Origin of the sequence: Clostridium sp. UBA4548 (assembly GCF_002387895.1) — a bacterium.
In the GTDB taxonomy this organism is placed as follows: domain Bacteria; phylum Bacillota; class Clostridia; order Clostridiales; family Clostridiaceae; genus Clostridium_J.
The window spans coordinates 100196-115684 of sequence record NZ_DGLI01000013.1; the positions used below are offsets into that span (position 1 = coordinate 100196).

At 30.1% G+C, this 15489-nt stretch carries 15 protein-coding genes; 13 read left to right on the top strand and 2 right to left on the bottom strand.

Going from position 1 to position 15489, the window contains the following annotated elements; translation table 11 throughout:
* The first annotated feature begins 223 nt into the window (after window positions 1-223).
* From B3040_RS04570 to B3040_RS04580, 3 genes are read left to right on the top strand one after another with little or no spacing between them, the layout of a single operon-like run.
* Window positions 224-1198, top strand: coding sequence for an ABC transporter ATP-binding protein (locus B3040_RS04570; RefSeq protein WP_291570670.1), 975 nt, complete (start codon window positions 224-226; stop codon window positions 1196-1198).
* Complete coding sequence (locus tag B3040_RS04575) at window positions 1195-1998, top strand: ABC transporter permease (protein ID WP_291570672.1); 804 nt, start codon at window positions 1195-1197, stop codon at window positions 1996-1998. Before B3040_RS04570 ends, B3040_RS04575 begins: the two co-directional genes overlap by 4 nt.
* A 4-nt stretch (window positions 1999-2002) precedes the next feature.
* Window positions 2003-2785, top strand: coding sequence for an ABC transporter permease (locus B3040_RS04580; protein WP_291570674.1), 783 nt, complete (start codon window positions 2003-2005; stop codon window positions 2783-2785).
* Between the two features lie 242 nt (window positions 2786-3027).
* Here B3040_RS04580 and B3040_RS04585 read toward each other — a convergent pair whose 3' ends face one another.
* Window positions 3028-3723: a DUF3784 domain-containing protein gene (locus tag B3040_RS04585; protein WP_291570676.1), complete on the bottom strand. Its 696-nt coding sequence runs from the start codon at window positions 3721-3723 to the stop codon at window positions 3028-3030.
* A 410-nt stretch (window positions 3724-4133) separates the two neighbouring features.
* On the bottom strand, window positions 4134-5900 hold the full coding sequence (locus B3040_RS04590; protein ID WP_291570678.1) for a PAS domain-containing protein: 1767 nt from the start codon (window positions 5898-5900) through the stop codon (window positions 4134-4136).
* A 543-nt stretch (window positions 5901-6443) separates the two neighbouring features.
* Between B3040_RS04590 and B3040_RS04595 the strand changes: the two genes are divergently transcribed.
* The 10 genes from B3040_RS04595 (at window position 6444) to B3040_RS04640 (ending at window position 15107) form a co-directional block, all read left to right on the top strand.
* The gene (locus B3040_RS04595) at window positions 6444-6845 is read left to right on the top strand and encodes a nitroreductase family protein (protein ID WP_291570679.1); all 402 of its coding nucleotides are present in this window, start codon (window positions 6444-6446) and stop codon (window positions 6843-6845) included.
* 300 nt (window positions 6846-7145) lie between these two features.
* Complete coding sequence (locus tag B3040_RS04600) at window positions 7146-7934, top strand: class I SAM-dependent methyltransferase (protein ID WP_291570681.1); 789 nt, start codon at window positions 7146-7148, stop codon at window positions 7932-7934.
* Between the two features lie 116 nt (window positions 7935-8050).
* Window positions 8051-8500, top strand: coding sequence for an NUDIX hydrolase (locus B3040_RS04605; protein WP_291570684.1), 450 nt, complete (start codon window positions 8051-8053; stop codon window positions 8498-8500).
* 111 nt (window positions 8501-8611) lie between these two features.
* Entirely contained in the window at window positions 8612-8959 is a 348-nt protein-coding gene (locus B3040_RS04610) for a hypothetical protein (protein WP_291570686.1), read from the top strand.
* Between the two features lie 323 nt (window positions 8960-9282).
* Entirely contained in the window at window positions 9283-9546 is a 264-nt protein-coding gene (locus tag B3040_RS04615; protein ID WP_291570688.1) for a hypothetical protein, read from the top strand.
* A 137-nt stretch (window positions 9547-9683) separates the two neighbouring features.
* Window positions 9684-10307 (top strand): cyclase family protein, encoded by a 624-nt coding sequence (locus B3040_RS04620; RefSeq protein WP_291570690.1) that lies wholly within the window; start codon window positions 9684-9686, stop codon window positions 10305-10307.
* An 82-nt stretch (window positions 10308-10389) separates the two neighbouring features.
* Complete coding sequence (locus B3040_RS04625) at window positions 10390-11079, top strand: response regulator transcription factor (protein WP_291570692.1); 690 nt, start codon at window positions 10390-10392, stop codon at window positions 11077-11079.
* A 15-nt stretch (window positions 11080-11094) separates the two neighbouring features.
* On the top strand, window positions 11095-12147 hold the full coding sequence (locus tag B3040_RS04630; RefSeq protein ID WP_291570694.1) for a sensor histidine kinase: 1053 nt from the start codon (window positions 11095-11097) through the stop codon (window positions 12145-12147).
* A gap of 244 nt (window positions 12148-12391) precedes the next feature.
* Window positions 12392-13159, top strand: a complete 768-nt coding sequence (locus B3040_RS04635; RefSeq protein WP_291570697.1) for an ABC transporter ATP-binding protein — start codon at window positions 12392-12394, stop codon at window positions 13157-13159.
* Window positions 13146-15107 carry an FtsX-like permease family protein gene (locus B3040_RS04640; RefSeq protein WP_291570699.1) on the top strand — a complete coding sequence of 654 codons (1962 nt, stop codon included), beginning with the start codon at window positions 13146-13148 and terminating at the stop codon, window positions 15105-15107. Before B3040_RS04635 ends, B3040_RS04640 begins: the two co-directional genes overlap by 14 nt.
* Window positions 15108-15489: the final 382 nt, after the last annotated feature.

A 15489-nucleotide genomic window follows, 5' to 3' on the forward strand; every position in this document is an offset into this window, starting at 1 on the left:
TCAAAAAGTATATAAGTTAATTGCTTATATACTTTTTTTTACAGTATAAAAGTGGTATAATTTAACTTCGACCAATTTTCTTGTGATTTTTTAAAGAATAAATATGAGATGGTTTCTTAATGAAAAACTAAGAAGGCTAAACAAGCTAAACTTTAGCAATAAGCTTTTAAAGAAAAGTAGGTTTTTTGTTATTAAAACTGATAATTAGATTGGAGGGGATAATATGATTGAAATGAAGGGCATATCAAAATCTTATAAGGTAGCTAAGCGGAACCCAGGACTGAAAAAAGCAGTAAAGGCATTATTCTCTAGAGAGTACGAAGAAGTAAAGGCCTTAGACAATGTTTCTTTTACCATTAAAGAAGGGGAAATGGTGGGATATATTGGTCCAAATGGTGCAGGGAAAAGTACCACTATTAAGATAATGAGTGGTATTTTATATCCAGATAAAGGTGAATGCAGGATAAATGGAAAAACTCCATGGAAAGATAGAGTTAGTCATGTAAGGGACATTGGAGTAGTTTTCGGGCAACGATCTCAACTTTGGTGGGATGTGCCAGTAGGAGATTCCTTTGAACTCTTAAAAGATATTTATAGAATACCAGAAGATAAATTTAAAAAGAATTCCTCCATGCTTTGTGAAATGTTAAATATAAAAGATATAATAAAAGTTCCTACAAGACAGCTGAGTCTTGGACAAAGGATGAGATGTGAAATTGCAGCTTCTCTTTTACATAGTCCTAAAATTTTATTTTTAGACGAACCCACCATAGGTCTTGATGCAGTATCAAAAATTGCAGTGAGAGACTTTATAAAAAACATCAATAGAGAAAATAAAACCACAGTAATTTTAACCACTCATGATACCCAAGACATCGAAGCACTAACAAAAAGAATTATCCTTATTGGCAAAGGTAAGGTTCTATTAGATGGAAATATAGAAGATTTAAAGCAAAAATTCAATCAAAAAAGAACAATTACAGTTGATTACCTAGGAAATATAAGTAATTTGCCACAAGGTTTAGAGTTTGTAGAGAGGTATTCATCTCGTGCAGTAATTTCAGTAGATAGTTCTAGAATATCAGTGTCTTCAGCTATAAGTTATCTTGCCTCTCAAGTAGAGGTATTAGATTTTAGTGTAAACTCTGTAACAGTAGATGATGTGGTAGTGGGACTTTATAAGGAGTATAAGATATGAAATCATATATTTCTTATTTTAAAATCAGATTTATACAAGGGCTTCAGTATAGGGCAGCAGCTTATGCAGGGATTGCTACTCAATTCGCTTGGGGATTTATGTATATAATGCTCTATGAAACTTTTTACAGTAGTAATCCACAAATGGCTCCTATGGAGTTTTCACAACTTGCTAGTTACATTTGGCTACAACAAGCTTTTTTAGCACTTTTTATGACTTGGTTTTTAGATAATGAAATATTTCAGCTTATTAGTAGTGGTAATGTTTCTTACGAGTTATGCAGACCTTTAGATATTTATAATTTGTGGTTTGCAAAAAGTTGTGCCACAAGGCTTTCAAAAACCCTTTTAAGATGCTTTCCTATACTTATCATTGCTTATTTTTTACCAACACCCTATAAATTTAACTTACCAAGTTCAATGAATGCTGCAGCACTATTTTTACTTGCTATGTTTTGCGCATTTATAGTGGTGGTAGCTTACTGTATACTAGTTTATATTCTTACCTTTTACACCATATCTCCAATGGGAGTTAGGCTTGCAATGGTTATGACTGCAGATTTTCTGTCTGGAGGACTGGTACCTCTACCTTTTCTTCCAGAATGGCTTACTAAATATATTTATCTTTCACCCTTTGCAGCTATGCAAAATGTGCCTTTTAGAATTTATAGTGGAAACTTAAGTGGATATGGGGCTCTAGAGGCAATAGCACTGCAAGGAATTTGGGCAGTGATTTTAATTCTCTTTGGTAAGTTTTTATTATCAAAAACCATAAAGACTGTCATAGTGCAAGGAGGTTAGGAAGATGAAACTTTATTTAAAATACTTTTCAATTCATTTAAAATCAGCTATACAATATAAAACCTCTTTTATCCTTACAGCCCTTGGACAGGGATTGACTACATTTTTTTCGTTTTTAAGTATGTATTTTTTATTTAGTAGGTTTGGGAGCATAAAAGGATACTCTTTTAATGAAGTATTACTATGTTTTAGTACTATCTTCATGTCCTTTGCCTTAGCTGAGTGCTTTGGGAGAGGTTTTGATTCTTTTTCTACCATAATTTCTAATGGAGAGTTTGATCGAATAATGGTAAGACCACAAAATGAAGTACTTCAAGTTTTAGGGTCTAGAATTGAACTTTCGAGAATAGGAAGATTACTACAAGCCCTTGGCGTATTTATTTACGGAATAGCTACCAGTGGAGTAGCCTGGAATCTAGAAAAGATACTGACTTTAACACTGATGATTATAGGTGGTACTGTTTTATTCTTCTCACTTTTTATGATTTATGCAGGGATATGCTTTTTCACTATTGAAGGTCTTGAATTTATGAATATCTTTACCGATGGAGGAAGAGAACTTGCCCAATACCCCTTAGATATTTACAAGAATTGGGTATTAAAGTTTTTTACCTTTGTAGTGCCCTTAGCTTTTATAAATTATTATCCATTTCTATTTTTAATAGGTAAATATGAAGATAGTAAGGTTTTATATATGTTATCTCCAATGGTAGCTTTGTTATTTATAATACCTAGCTATATATTCTGGAGAATTGGAGTTAGAAGGTACACTTCTACGGGATCCTAAGGAAGCTTATAACATATTATTAAGGTGAGGAAAATTAAGACTAACTTTTCTTATGTATATGAAATGATATAAAGATACTGCATAAATATCTCCAATTCTATTTTGAATTCTCTTTAATATACATTTCTTAAAATTATCTAATAATATAGATATAATATTGCAACTTATGTATAGTAAGTCTTGTTTAAAATAGAAAAAGCACATCGTAAAGGTGTGCTTTTTTACTGAGAAATAAATTATATCTAATTAAACTCATTGTTTATTTTTTTGTATATGTTTAAAGTTTTAGCATCATCTTTGTAGTTAATAAATATAGTGTAAGATTTAGTGGTAATTTGAATAAAAGGACCATCATTATTTTCCAGGAATAATACTCCTTTGTTTATGCCTTCCAATTTGTAATTTCCCTTTTGAATTTTCCCAAGACCAATACCATTAGTTTTCATTTTGATTTCAGGAATGTTATCTATAAGCTTAATTTCAGTAATAGATTCCTTTGTAATAGTTCTACCATAAGTTCCAGTGATTCTTATGGAATCATTTGATACTTCTACATCTGAAGATTTTTTAGTAGCATAAAAAATAGGTATATTAATTGCAATCACCAATACCATAGTTACAACTAGAATAATTTTAGCAATCTTAGCATTAGAACTATGATCATATTTTTGTGCTTTCCACACGTAATAAAAAATAACTATCAACATTAGAAATATAGAAATTAATATTGACTTGGAAGCTTGAAAAAAGTAAGCTGCTAAAGCCCCTAAAAAGTTGATAGCTGCCACTATATAACTCATTTTAGCAATAATTTTTCCTGTGTTTTCGATATCTATCTTTTGTTTTTCTTCTTTACTTGCAGTATTATATCCGCTAATTAACCAATAACATTTGTACTTGCCTATAGCTACTCCAAAGATAAAAAATATAACTGCCATGAATATTAAAATAAATATGACAACTCACCTCTTCTATAAATCATAGATAAATAATTTAGATCACATTATTTCCTTATAATACATTATATTACAAAGGCAAGTTTTGTAGGTAATAAATAATTGTTAAATTTTAACTTTAAAAAATTAGAAGTCTTTCATTAAGAATATGAATTTATCAGCAAATAAAGAGGAAATGTTTATGTTTTTCTCATTTTAAGAACAAAGAAGGCACTTTTGAAAAACTCTCACAGTGGTGATAATAAACTTTAATGAAAGTGATTAAAGTTTATAGAGTCATCAAATAGTAAATGACGTATTTTAAATATTATTGAAAAAAGCTAGTAGGGAAGTTATCCTTACTAGCTTAATTAATTATAGATTCTATTGCATTACTAAAAATTCTTAATCTATTAACCCTGTTTTCTATTAATCTCTTCAACTATTTTATCTATCAAATCTAAAACCTGAAATCCACCTCTAGAGCTAATCATTTCAAGGGTAGCAACTCCAGCCATAGTTTTAAAAAATGGAGAATTAAGTTTTTCAAACTTTGGGCTTAAATTTATGAGGAGGTCTTTTAGATAAGGATATTCCTTAAGTAAGCCTCCAATATGAGTATCCTTTGTTATATTATATTGATTTTTAGGAATATCATTACTTTCTTCTTTGCTTGAAGTAGAAGTATCCGAATCATTCCAAGATAAAAGCCTTTGACTTCCAGTTAAGCTCCTAATATGAGTGGCATCCTGCATCATTTCAAGAACACCCTTAAAGTTCCCTTTTTCATCTCTAACGGCAGTATAAAGGATATATATAAACTTTCCACCCATTTCTAGCCAAAACTCAGCTTCATTATGAGTTCCGTCCTTGAAGGCATTAATAATTTTCTCAACGGTATCAACACTTTCCCGTGGATGGCAATTTTCAACGGCTCTTCCTATAACTCCTGCACTTCTTGGGAAAACTCTATGCTTAGTATCACTATAGAATTTAACTAGGTTTTCTTCATCTACAAAGGTGAAATCCACAGGCAAATGCTTAAAAATTAAGTTTATTTGTTTCAGGGTAAGGAGACCTTGACTAACATTTAATACTTCATCCTCATTAGATTTAGAAGAAACACCATGTTTTTCTAGAACTGCTGCTAAATCTCTAAGCAAATCTATATTCATGTTTTCGCCATTTTCAAGAGAATTAGCATTCACAAAGGCAGGAGGGTTATCTATTAAGCAGTAACCAATTTCATCATCACTAATTCTCATGTTTATAAAATCTTCATTTGTAAGCATTTCCACAGCTGTAGGGAATAAGATTTCATTTTCTTTAATCATCATATCCTTAACCATGTCAATGACTTCAGGTTGAAGAGCTAAGAATTCTTTATCTTTATCTTCACTTAAAAGAGTTTTAGATTTTCTAATTATATCTTTGATATTATTATCTAAGGTCCACATAACTTTAGAAGGTTTATCAAAGCCTCTTTTTTCAAGGGCAGGGAACAATTGATTTTGTTTTCTACTAAAATGAATGCTTATTTGACTAAGCTTATCATATAATTCTAGCCACTGATTCTTAATGAATTTTTTATTAAGCTGCTCACTCATAGAGGTAAGAACTTTTTTAATTTCAATTATTTCATCCATATAAGTTCTAATGGGGTGACCCTTTGGCACATCAACTTCAGTAGATACTAGAATTCCATCGAAAATTTCTAGAATTTCAGCTAATCTTTCTGTTAAAACATTATCAGAAATTCCATGACTTATTAAATGTTGCTCAGCTATAGCAAATTCCTCCGCAGTAATTTTTTCAAAGGAAGCTTTCATTTTGTTTTTTGCTTCTTCTAGAGAAATTTTGCCATTGAAATAATCAAGCTTAATACTAACCATTTTTTCAATTCTTTTTTTATCTACATTTAAGTGATTGTGCATTTCGATATCATGAAGCTTAGGCTTTGGGAAAAAGTAAGCGTGGTATTCATCATCACTTATTTTTTCAACATACTTATCAAAACCTTTACTTTCCATCATTTTATACATAGGAAAGGGCTCGAAATCCTTAATAACATGGATGCCTTCACCAGGTTTTAAATCTACTATTGCTTTTGTGACACAGTCCTTAAAGGATTCATGTTCTCCTCTGCCATCAATTGTGATGTAATGTATATCATTTTTCATAAACAAAACTCCTTTCAAAACTACAATAAATTATATAGAGGTAAATTAATTCTTAAATTAAAGGATTTCTTAGGCTTGAGTCATAGGGGGATGTAAGCTACTTAATAATTTATAAATTTGACATAAATATCTCTTGTTCAATCCATTAAATTGTATATATTTTATTATTCTACGGGTTATAATTTTCGTGTTGAATATAGTAAATATATTCAAATGATAATTAATATCAATTATATAAAAATTATACTATTTTTAGTATGTCAACTTATGTGATTAGAATCACAATTTTCTAATATTATTACCATAAAGGAAGTTTTTTACTTAGAGAAAATAAAAGCACTATAAATATAGATTAGATTTATAAGATTCAAAATATTGGAATAATAATGAATATATAGTAAAATTAGTTAAAGGTATTAAATAGAAAGTTAACTAAAAAAAGCGAATTATTAGTATTAGTGTTGAAGTATATCAGGTAGCAGAGTCATATAGAACAAAGCAAAAGTTTTAAAGCATAAAAGAATTTTTTGGGGGGAGGAAGACATGATAGTTGATTTATTAAAAACAAGGTGCAGCATGAGGAAGTTTAAGCAAATGCAAATTCCTCAAGATATTGTTGACTATATTATTGAAGCAGGAAGGCTGTCTCCATCTGGAGGAAATGAACAGCCATGGATGTTTGGAATAATAAATGACAAAGAACTGATAAGGAAGATTGCAGTAGCTTCCTATAATCAAGAATGGATTGCATCTGCTCCTTTATTAATTGTTTTGTGTACAACCATTGTAGAAGATGAAAGAGGAGGAAGAGATATTCAAGTATCAAGGTTTCCTGAGTTGAAAAATGAAATATTAAATATGAATAAAGCACTTTACAGTAGGCTAAATTCTGAGGAGCACCAAAGCAAAATACCGGGAACCCATATGGTTTTAGCTGCATTATAACATGGAGTTTATTCAACTTGGGTTTCTTATTTTAAGGTTAGTGAGGTTTCAGAATTATTAGACTTGCCCTCATCATATATACCATCTGAAATACTTGTTTTCGGATATCCTGCGGGTGAAATAAAACCAAGAATTAAAAAGAAAAAAGAAGAAATTGTATTTTTAAATTCATATACTTAATGCCTAACACAGCTATCTTATAAATATATTGATGCACATTAATATTTGTTCATGTATTCAAAATAATTATAAATATGGCTGAAAACATTATTTTATACATAAAATTGGGGGTTATTATAAATGGAAGAGTTAAAATATTTAGAAGACTATTACAATAGTTATGATGAAGAAGGTAGGTTACTTTCCAAACATGGACAAGTAGAGTTTTTAACTACTATGAACTATATTGAGAAGTATCTTAAACCAGGTGCAAAAATTCTTGAAATTGGGGCAGGAACAGGACGATATTCTCTTGCACTGGCAAAACGAGAGTATCAGGTTGATGCCATAGAGTTAATACAACATAACATTGAGGTTTTTAAAAGTAAAGTTACAGAGGATATGAAGATTTCTGTACGACAAGGAAATGCTACAGATTTATCTTGTTTTGAAGAGGAGACCTATGATGCAACTTTACTGTTAGGACCAATGTATCACCTTTACACAGATAGTGATAAGATTATGGCTTTATCTGAGGCTCTTAGAGTTACTAAAAAAGGTGGTATATTGATTACAGCTTATTGCATAAGTGATGCTTCAATTATTTGCTATGGGTTTAGAGGTGGAAATATTGATACATTGCTCCATAAAGGATTGCTTGATACTGAAACCTTTAAAGCTTTTTCTAGTCCAGAGGAGATATTTGAATTATATCGTAAAGAAGACATATTTAAATTAATGGATAATTTTAGGGTCGCAAGACTTCATTATGTAGCCACAGATTTAATTACAAACTTTATGAGAGAAACTGTGGATGCTATGGATGAGAAGACCTTTGAATTATATATGAAATATCATCTTGCAATTTGTGAGAGATCAGATATGGTGGGAGTGACACATCATAGCATTGATATTGTTCAAAAAATTTAAATGTGGTTTTTAAAAGTGGCTGAGTTATAACTTATAGGAAGTTACCCTTGAGAGAAACTTATTTATAAATTCAACAGTTAAGAATAATTAAATTACAGCAAGAAAGAAGGGTTAATATGAGAGCACCCTATCAAGTTTTGGTTTTTCCTTATTATATAAGCGCCAATGGAATAGAATATGCCATTTTCAGAAGAAGTGATGCAAATTGGTGGCAAGCTATTTCAGGTGGAGGAGAAGATGGAGAGACAGTTAGTGAAGCAGCTAAAAGAGAAGCTTGGGAAGAAGGGGGAATATCCAAGGAATCTCAGTATCTTAAGCTAGATACAGTTAGTTCAATTCCAGCAGAGCAATTTAAGGATAGTGTTAATTGGGATAAAAGTATATATGTAATACCTGAGTATTGTTATGGTGTTAGAGTAATAGATAAACATTTAACACTTTCAAAGGAACATACAGAGTATAAGTGGATGACTTATGAAGAAGCTATTTTATATGTGAAATGGGATGGAAATAAGGTTGCACTTTGGGAACTTAATAAAAGACTTATTAAGGAATATGGACTATAAAAATTAACATATTATCTTTGCACCCCGTAAAACCTTAATAAAAATACGTAAGTTTTAATATAAAGAAATATTTATAAAACCTATATAGGTTAAGGTTGGGAGGGGTAAACTGTGAAATTTTTGACTAAGTACTTAAATAAAGAAGAATTTTTTAATAAGTTAAAAGATGGAGAAATATTTATGTATTCATACCATGACTTTAAATGGGAGGATATAAGTAACTTTGCTAAGGAATATAAAATTCAGATTGAGCAGATTAAAAAAGGCACAGAGGACTATAAGCAATATGGAGAGTGTGCTGCAAAGTTAATTGGTAGAAAAACTAAGGTTTTCAGCTTTAGTTTTAACTCAAATGAATCAATTGAAATAGAGGCTCATTCAGAAGAAAAGGCTAAGATAAAATTAATAGATATATTATTTAATAAGGGTTATATAAAATTAGAAAAGCTTGAAAGTTAAGAAGGGTATTAAGTTGTAACTAATTATTTAGTTTATGGCCTTGATGAACTTCTTTAACTACTAGAAGTTACCTATCTTTAAATTATAAAGTGTGCATAAATTGACTTAAAAGTCCATCTTAAAGGTGGACTTTTTTTATAGCATAATGTAAATATGTGGTTTATAATTCTAGTATAAGTTTATAGTCAGTGACTTATAAGGGGAAGTTTTAAAATCATAATAAGTTATATGAAATTTAATATAGAAACTTATTAAAATTTATTGAAATAGAATAGATGCCCTCTATTCGGAATAATAAGAATAAAACTATTGGAGATGATTTTTTGAGTCTTAATTTTTATAGAGATGAAGTTGAAGAATTTATGGTTAAAGCTGGATTTTCACCAGAGGTGGAAGAGGATATTTTTAATATGTTAGATGAAGAGTTAGCTCTTCTTAAATCTTCCTGCGGTAATGAAGATAAAATGCAGCATCAGGTATATGATATGCTTTTCTTACTTTTTGAAATAGCTGCAAAGCACAACATGGATTTAGATTCTGAGTGGATTAAAGGTAGCGAGAAAAAGAAAAAATATCTACCTAAATAATCAAGATGAAGGTTTTCTTGGACATTATATACAACTATCAAAATGAGCTAATGATAGTTGTAAAGTATTTTAAGTAATAGCTTATAATTTATAGGATTATATAATTACTAATAAGAGTGGAAGAGGAGCTAGAGAAGTTGGAGAAGTTAGTTGATTTAACACAAATAATTGAAGATGATATGCCAGTATACCCAGGAGATATGAAAACAAATTTGGTTCAAACTGAGTACCTAAATGTAAATAGTTATAATAATCATAGACTAGAAATTGGTATGCATGCAGGCACACATATAGACTCTCCTATGCACTTAACTGAAAGCGTGGAATATATTTCAGAAATACCCTTAGATTCTTTTATAGGAGAAGGATGTATAATAGATGTTAGAAATCAATGTATAATCAAAATGAAACTCGAATATGAGAATTTAATAAAGAAAAATAGTATTGTACTTCTTTACACTGGCTTAGATGAAGTTTATGGTACTTCTCAGTATTATGAGGAACATCCTATTATAGATATTGAGTTTTGTAAGTTTTTAATAAGGAAAAATATTAAAGTTATAGGTATGGATATCCCTTCTCCAGATAGGTATCCTTTTGAAATTCATAAAATGCTTTTACAAAATAAGGTGTATATAATTGAGAACTTAACAAATCTTCATGAATTACTCAAAGTACAAGGTTTTGAAGTCATAGCTTTTCCTTTAAAAATAAAAGCTGATGGTTCGATGGCAAGGGTTGTTGCAAGAGTTATTTCATAATTAGCTTTAGCGAGGATATGGTACAGAAAAATTTGTTTTTTTGTCCTATGGAACAGCTTAAAATCATGGAGGAGGATTTGAAATGTATAGTATAATGATTGTGGAAGATGATAAAAAGATAAGCAGCCTTATAAAAAACCATCTAGAAAGATATGGATATAAAACTTATATTGTAAAAGATTTTTCAAATGTGAAAGGAGAATTTGTAAAAAATAATCCTCAGCTACTTCTTATGGATATTAATTTACCTTTGTTTGATGGCTTTTATTGGTGTAGAGATATAAGAACGGTATCAAAGGTGCCTATAATATTTATTTCAGCTAGAGATTCTGATATGGATCAAGTTATGGCTATTGAAAATGGAGCAGATGATTATATTACTAAGCCATTTTCCTATGAGGTGCTTCTTGCAAAGATAAAAGGAGTTATAAGAAGGGTTTATGGAGATTATGCGGAAGCCTCCAGCAATGAAGTATTGGAGGTTAATGGATTATTTTTATATTTAAATCAAAATACTGCTGAGTATAAAGAAAAGACCATAGAGCTTAGTAAGAAGGAGTTTCAGCTTTTATATTCCTTACTTAAAAGTGCGGATAAAATTGTTTCAAGGGAAACTTTACTTGAGGTTTTGTGGAGTGATGTGGATTTTGTTGATGATAACACCTTGTCAGTTAATATGACAAGGGTAAGAAAAAGACTTGAGGACCTTGGAATTAGTGAAGTTATTGAGACTAAGAGAGGTCAAGGGTATAAAATAGCAGTTAGATGGTAAAAAGTAGGTGAAGGTATGAAACTTAAAAAGTTCCTTAAGGATAGAATTGCTTACATAATAGTATGCTTTTTAAGTACTTTAATAGCAATTCTTATAATGAGTTTAAGCTTTATTATAAGAGGAAATCATATTTCAATAAATAATGTACTATATGCACTTTTAGTTTCAGCAGTTCTACTGTTGATGTTTTTGCTTTATGAGTATTATAGAAATAAAGATTTTTATAAGCAATTAGATTTAATATCAAAATCAAAGGAAGATTTAGATTATATTTTAAATCTTGGAAGTCCAAACAGTAGTGAACAAGAATTAATTAAAAGAATTTTACTTAACACCTATAAACTCTGTGGAAATAAAACTATAAAGTATGAAGAAGCACATAAACAGTACATACATTTTATAAACCAATGGGTGCATCAAATGAAAACTCCGGTATCAGTTATTAATTTATTACTTCAAGAAGCGCAAAGTGAGGAGAATAGAGAAATATATGGTAGCATAGCTGAAGAAAATGAAAAGTTGTCTCATGGTCTTGATATGATGTTATATAATGCTAGGCTTAGTGAGTTTAATTTAGATTTTAATGTGGAGACTTTAGATATAATTTCTATTGTGAGAAAAGTGGTAAATGATAATAAAAAATCCTTAATTAGATATCATATATTTCCTAAAATTCATTGCAATGATGAAATAACAGTACACACAGACAGAAAGTGGATTTACTTTGTTATAAATCAAATAGTTATTAATGCTATAAAATACTCAAAAGTTGAGACTGGAGGAAGTAAAAGCATAAGTTTCAAAGTTAACTGTGAGGGCTCAAAGATAACTCTATCCATAAGCGATGAGGGTATAGGAATTCCTAAGGAAGATTTAAGTAGAGTATTCAATGCCTTCTTTACAGGAAAGAATGGAAGGAAAACTTCAGAGTCTACGGGGATGGGAATGTATTTAGCAAAAAGAGTTTGTGATGAGTTAAATCATAATATCACTGTAGAATCAGAGAAAGGAAAGGGCACTACCTTTTCTATTGAATTTTATGAAGGCAAGAATATATTTAAATTTTAACCTTTCAATTTTGTAAGGTTAAAGTTATATTTGAAAGAGAAATCAATAGGTTGATTTCTCTATTTTTTTTATAATATATTTAGGGTTTTCAGTTATGCTTTGTATAGGCTTCCAAGATGAAGATATATTTTATTCGTTTTTAAAAAGCCTTAAGGGAACCAAGATAGGGAATTATGTATAATTTTAGTCTTGATTTCGTTCCCTATAGATAAACCCTAAATTTGAAATTGAAAGGAAGGATAATATGTCAATATTAAAGGCTGAAAATATAACTAAGATTTATGGTGATAAAAGAGGAAGTTTAAAGGTAAAAGCCCTTGATAAATTTAGTATTAATATAAATCAAGGAGAATTTGTAGGAGTAATGGGGCCTTCAGGAAGTGGAAAGAGTACCCTTTTAAATATACTTGCAACTATAGATACCCCGTCTTCAGGGGAACTTTTTATAAATGGAACAAATCCAGCAAAACTTGATGAAAAGAAGTCAGCATTGTTTAGACGAAAGGAACTTGGGTTTATTTTTCAAGATTTTAACCTATTAGATTCACTGTCTATAAAGGAAAATATAGTACTTCCTCTAGTCCTTGATAAAATGAATCCAAGGAAAATTGAAAAAAGCGTGGAGGACATTGCTGCTCTATTAAATATAAAAGATATCTTAAATAAAAGACCCTATGAAACTTCAGGTGGACAACAACAAAGGGCAGCTTGTGCAAGAGCCTTGATTCATAACCCAGCAATAATACTTGCAGACGAGCCAACAGGAAACCTTGATTCAAAGGCATCTCAAGATGTGATGGAGTCTTTAGATAATCTTAATAAGGAAAAAAAGGCCACTATTATGATGGTTACTCATGATCCCTTTGCAGCTAGCTTTTGTCAGAGAATAATAATGATTAAGGATGGTAAGCACTTTTTAGAAATTGTAAAAGGAGGCAACCGTCAAGCTTTCTTTAAGGAAATTATGGATTCATTAACCATGATTGGAGGAAGATACAATGACCTTGCGTAGTATTGCATTTAAAAATATAAAGGGTAATTTAAATAAATTTGTAATGTATTATCTAAGTAATGCCTTAGTGGTTATGGTTTTCTTTATTTTTGCTAATTTCCTGCTTAATCCACAAGTAAAAAATGTGAAGACAATGGGACAAATGGGAGGAATGACGGCCCAAGCCATGTTTCTTTGTGAAATTGTAATACTGATTTTTACAGTTGTATTTACCAACTATTCTGTTACAAGTTTTTTAAAGTCTAGGGAGAAGGAATTTGGACTTTTATCTATGTTTGGACTTACAAAAGGTCAAATAAGAAGCTATGTAATGTTTGAAAACCTTATTGTTTCTTTATTCTCCATAGGAACGGGATTACTTTTTGGATTATTGTTTTCAAAACTATTTTTCATGGCAGTTTCAGCAATTCTAATTTTAGATGCAGAACTTCCATTAAATATATCAGTTAAAGCTATAGCAATAACCACAGTGAGTTTTTTAGTGTTGTTTCAAGGCATTGGGTTTATGGCAAGTTATAAGATTAAAAACAATAATATAATTGAACTTTTAAAGGGAGAAAAAATTGCTAAACCAATACCAGAATTTTCTCGAAGGAAAGCAGTTTTATCAATAGTTCTAATAGGAGTAGGTTATAGCACTGCAGTGTTCTCAAACCAAGCTATAATATTTACTATGTTTCCAATTTTAATTGTTACTGTAGCAGGAACTTATCTGCTTTATTCACAGTTTAGCGTGTATTTTACTAATAAGCTTAAAAATAATGGCAGCGTTTTTTATAAGGGAACTAATATGATAACCTTGTCCCAAATAATATTTAAGCTAAGAGATAATGCGAGAATATTATTTGCTGTGTCGATACTTTCAGCGGTAACCCTTACAGCTTCAGCAAGTGTATACTCTTTTCAAAAGACTCTTCAACATAGTGCAATTTTAAATTATCCACAGGATATAAGCTTTGTAGAAAGTGGATTAAGTACCCATGAAATAATAAGCACTGAAAAGGTAGAAGAAATTTTAGCTGCTCACAAACATGAGATTCAATATAAAAATAAGATAATACTAATAAAGGGGACTAATGAGGATTTACCTAAAAATGAAGCAATAAAATATAATAGACTAGCAAATAATAAAGATTTTTATATTATGAGTAATAGTGATTATAACTCCTTAGCAAAACAACAGAAAAAGCCCACAACTACAATTAATAAGGGTGAAGTTTTAGTACATTCTTATAACTTTACAGGAGGTAAAGGGGCAAAAATGTTCCTGGATAAAAAGGAGCTTAAGCTAAATATTGAAGGTGAATCAACCAGCTGGCTTATAAAAGATGAAATTACCTCAGGAATAATAAATGCAAATCAAGAAGCTACTAATACAGCTGTTCTTAGTGATGAGGACTTCAATAAAATTAAGAGTGAGTTAACAGAAGAAAAGCTACAAGTTTATTATGGATATAACATAAAAAACTGGATGAAAGCTGTAGATGCAGTGAAAGAAATCATAAGTCAAGTTCCAAAGGAAAAAGCTTTTGATTTTAGAGAAAGAGTCATTGATATTTCAGGATTGATGACTGGCATGTCACTGTTCTTCTTTATAGGAACCTTTATCGCCATACTATTTTTTATAGCAACAGGAAGCATCCTATACTTTAAAATGTTTAATGAAGTTCAAAAGGATAGACAGGAATTTATAGCACTTAGAAAGATAGGAATGTCTATTGAAGAAGTTAAAAAAATTGTTAGCACTCAGTGTTTTATAATGTTCTTTCTTCCCTTCTTAATAGCTTTTAGTCACACAAGTTTTGCAATAATAGCTTTTAGTAATTTATTAAGAACAAGCCTAAGCTTTTATTTAATGATTATAGTAGGTATTTATTTATTACTTCAAATAATTTACTATAGCTTTGCAAAGTACATGTATGTAAAACAGATTAATAGTTGGAGGTAAGGTGACGTGGTGAAAATGTCACTGACATCATAGGAACGCACTTAAGTAAAATGGAAGCCAATAAAAAGCAACAAAATTTGTTTTGATTTGATGTAATCACAATAATTAGATTAGATATTAAGTGGTAAGGAGTTAAACAACCTTATCACTTTTATTTTTATATAGGAAGTTGAACTTTTTTTACCTATAACAATACCAGTAAAATCTTGTAATTACGGGCTCTTACAGTGAAGCGAAAAAAGTACAAGTAATTGCTGATTTTTTCTAAAAAGGCTTATGAATACACTCATTTTCAACGAATCATGTTTATAATTTTAAAAATATATTGAAAATTGAAAAAACATGGTGTAATATAAATAAATAAATCCATAAATTTACTTAA

Coding starts and splice junctions, on each gene's coding strand:
- B3040_RS04575 (WP_291570672.1), top strand. CDS start 1,195: ATGAAATCATATATTTCTTATTTTAAAATCAGATTTATACAAGGGCTT.
- B3040_RS04630 (WP_291570694.1), top strand. CDS start 11,095: ATGAAACTTAAAAAGTTCCTTAAGGATAGAATTGCTTACATAATAGTA.
- B3040_RS04600 (WP_291570681.1), top strand. CDS start 7,146: ATGGAAGAGTTAAAATATTTAGAAGACTATTACAATAGTTATGATGAA.
- B3040_RS04570 (WP_291570670.1), top strand. CDS start 224: ATGATTGAAATGAAGGGCATATCAAAATCTTATAAGGTAGCTAAGCGG.
- B3040_RS04590 (WP_291570678.1), bottom strand. CDS start 5,900: ATGAAAAATGATATACATTACATCACAATTGATGGCAGAGGAGAACAT.
- B3040_RS04605 (WP_291570684.1), top strand. CDS start 8,051: ATGAGAGCACCCTATCAAGTTTTGGTTTTTCCTTATTATATAAGCGCC.
- B3040_RS04595 (WP_291570679.1), top strand. CDS start 6,444: ATGATAGTTGATTTATTAAAAACAAGGTGCAGCATGAGGAAGTTTAAG.
- B3040_RS04580 (WP_291570674.1), top strand. CDS start 2,003: ATGAAACTTTATTTAAAATACTTTTCAATTCATTTAAAATCAGCTATA.
- B3040_RS04625 (WP_291570692.1), top strand. CDS start 10,390: ATGTATAGTATAATGATTGTGGAAGATGATAAAAAGATAAGCAGCCTT.
- B3040_RS04640 (WP_291570699.1), top strand. CDS start 13,146: ATGACCTTGCGTAGTATTGCATTTAAAAATATAAAGGGTAATTTAAAT.
- B3040_RS04635 (WP_291570697.1), top strand. CDS start 12,392: ATGTCAATATTAAAGGCTGAAAATATAACTAAGATTTATGGTGATAAA.
- B3040_RS04585 (WP_291570676.1), bottom strand. CDS start 3,723: ATGGCAGTTATATTTTTTATCTTTGGAGTAGCTATAGGCAAGTACAAA.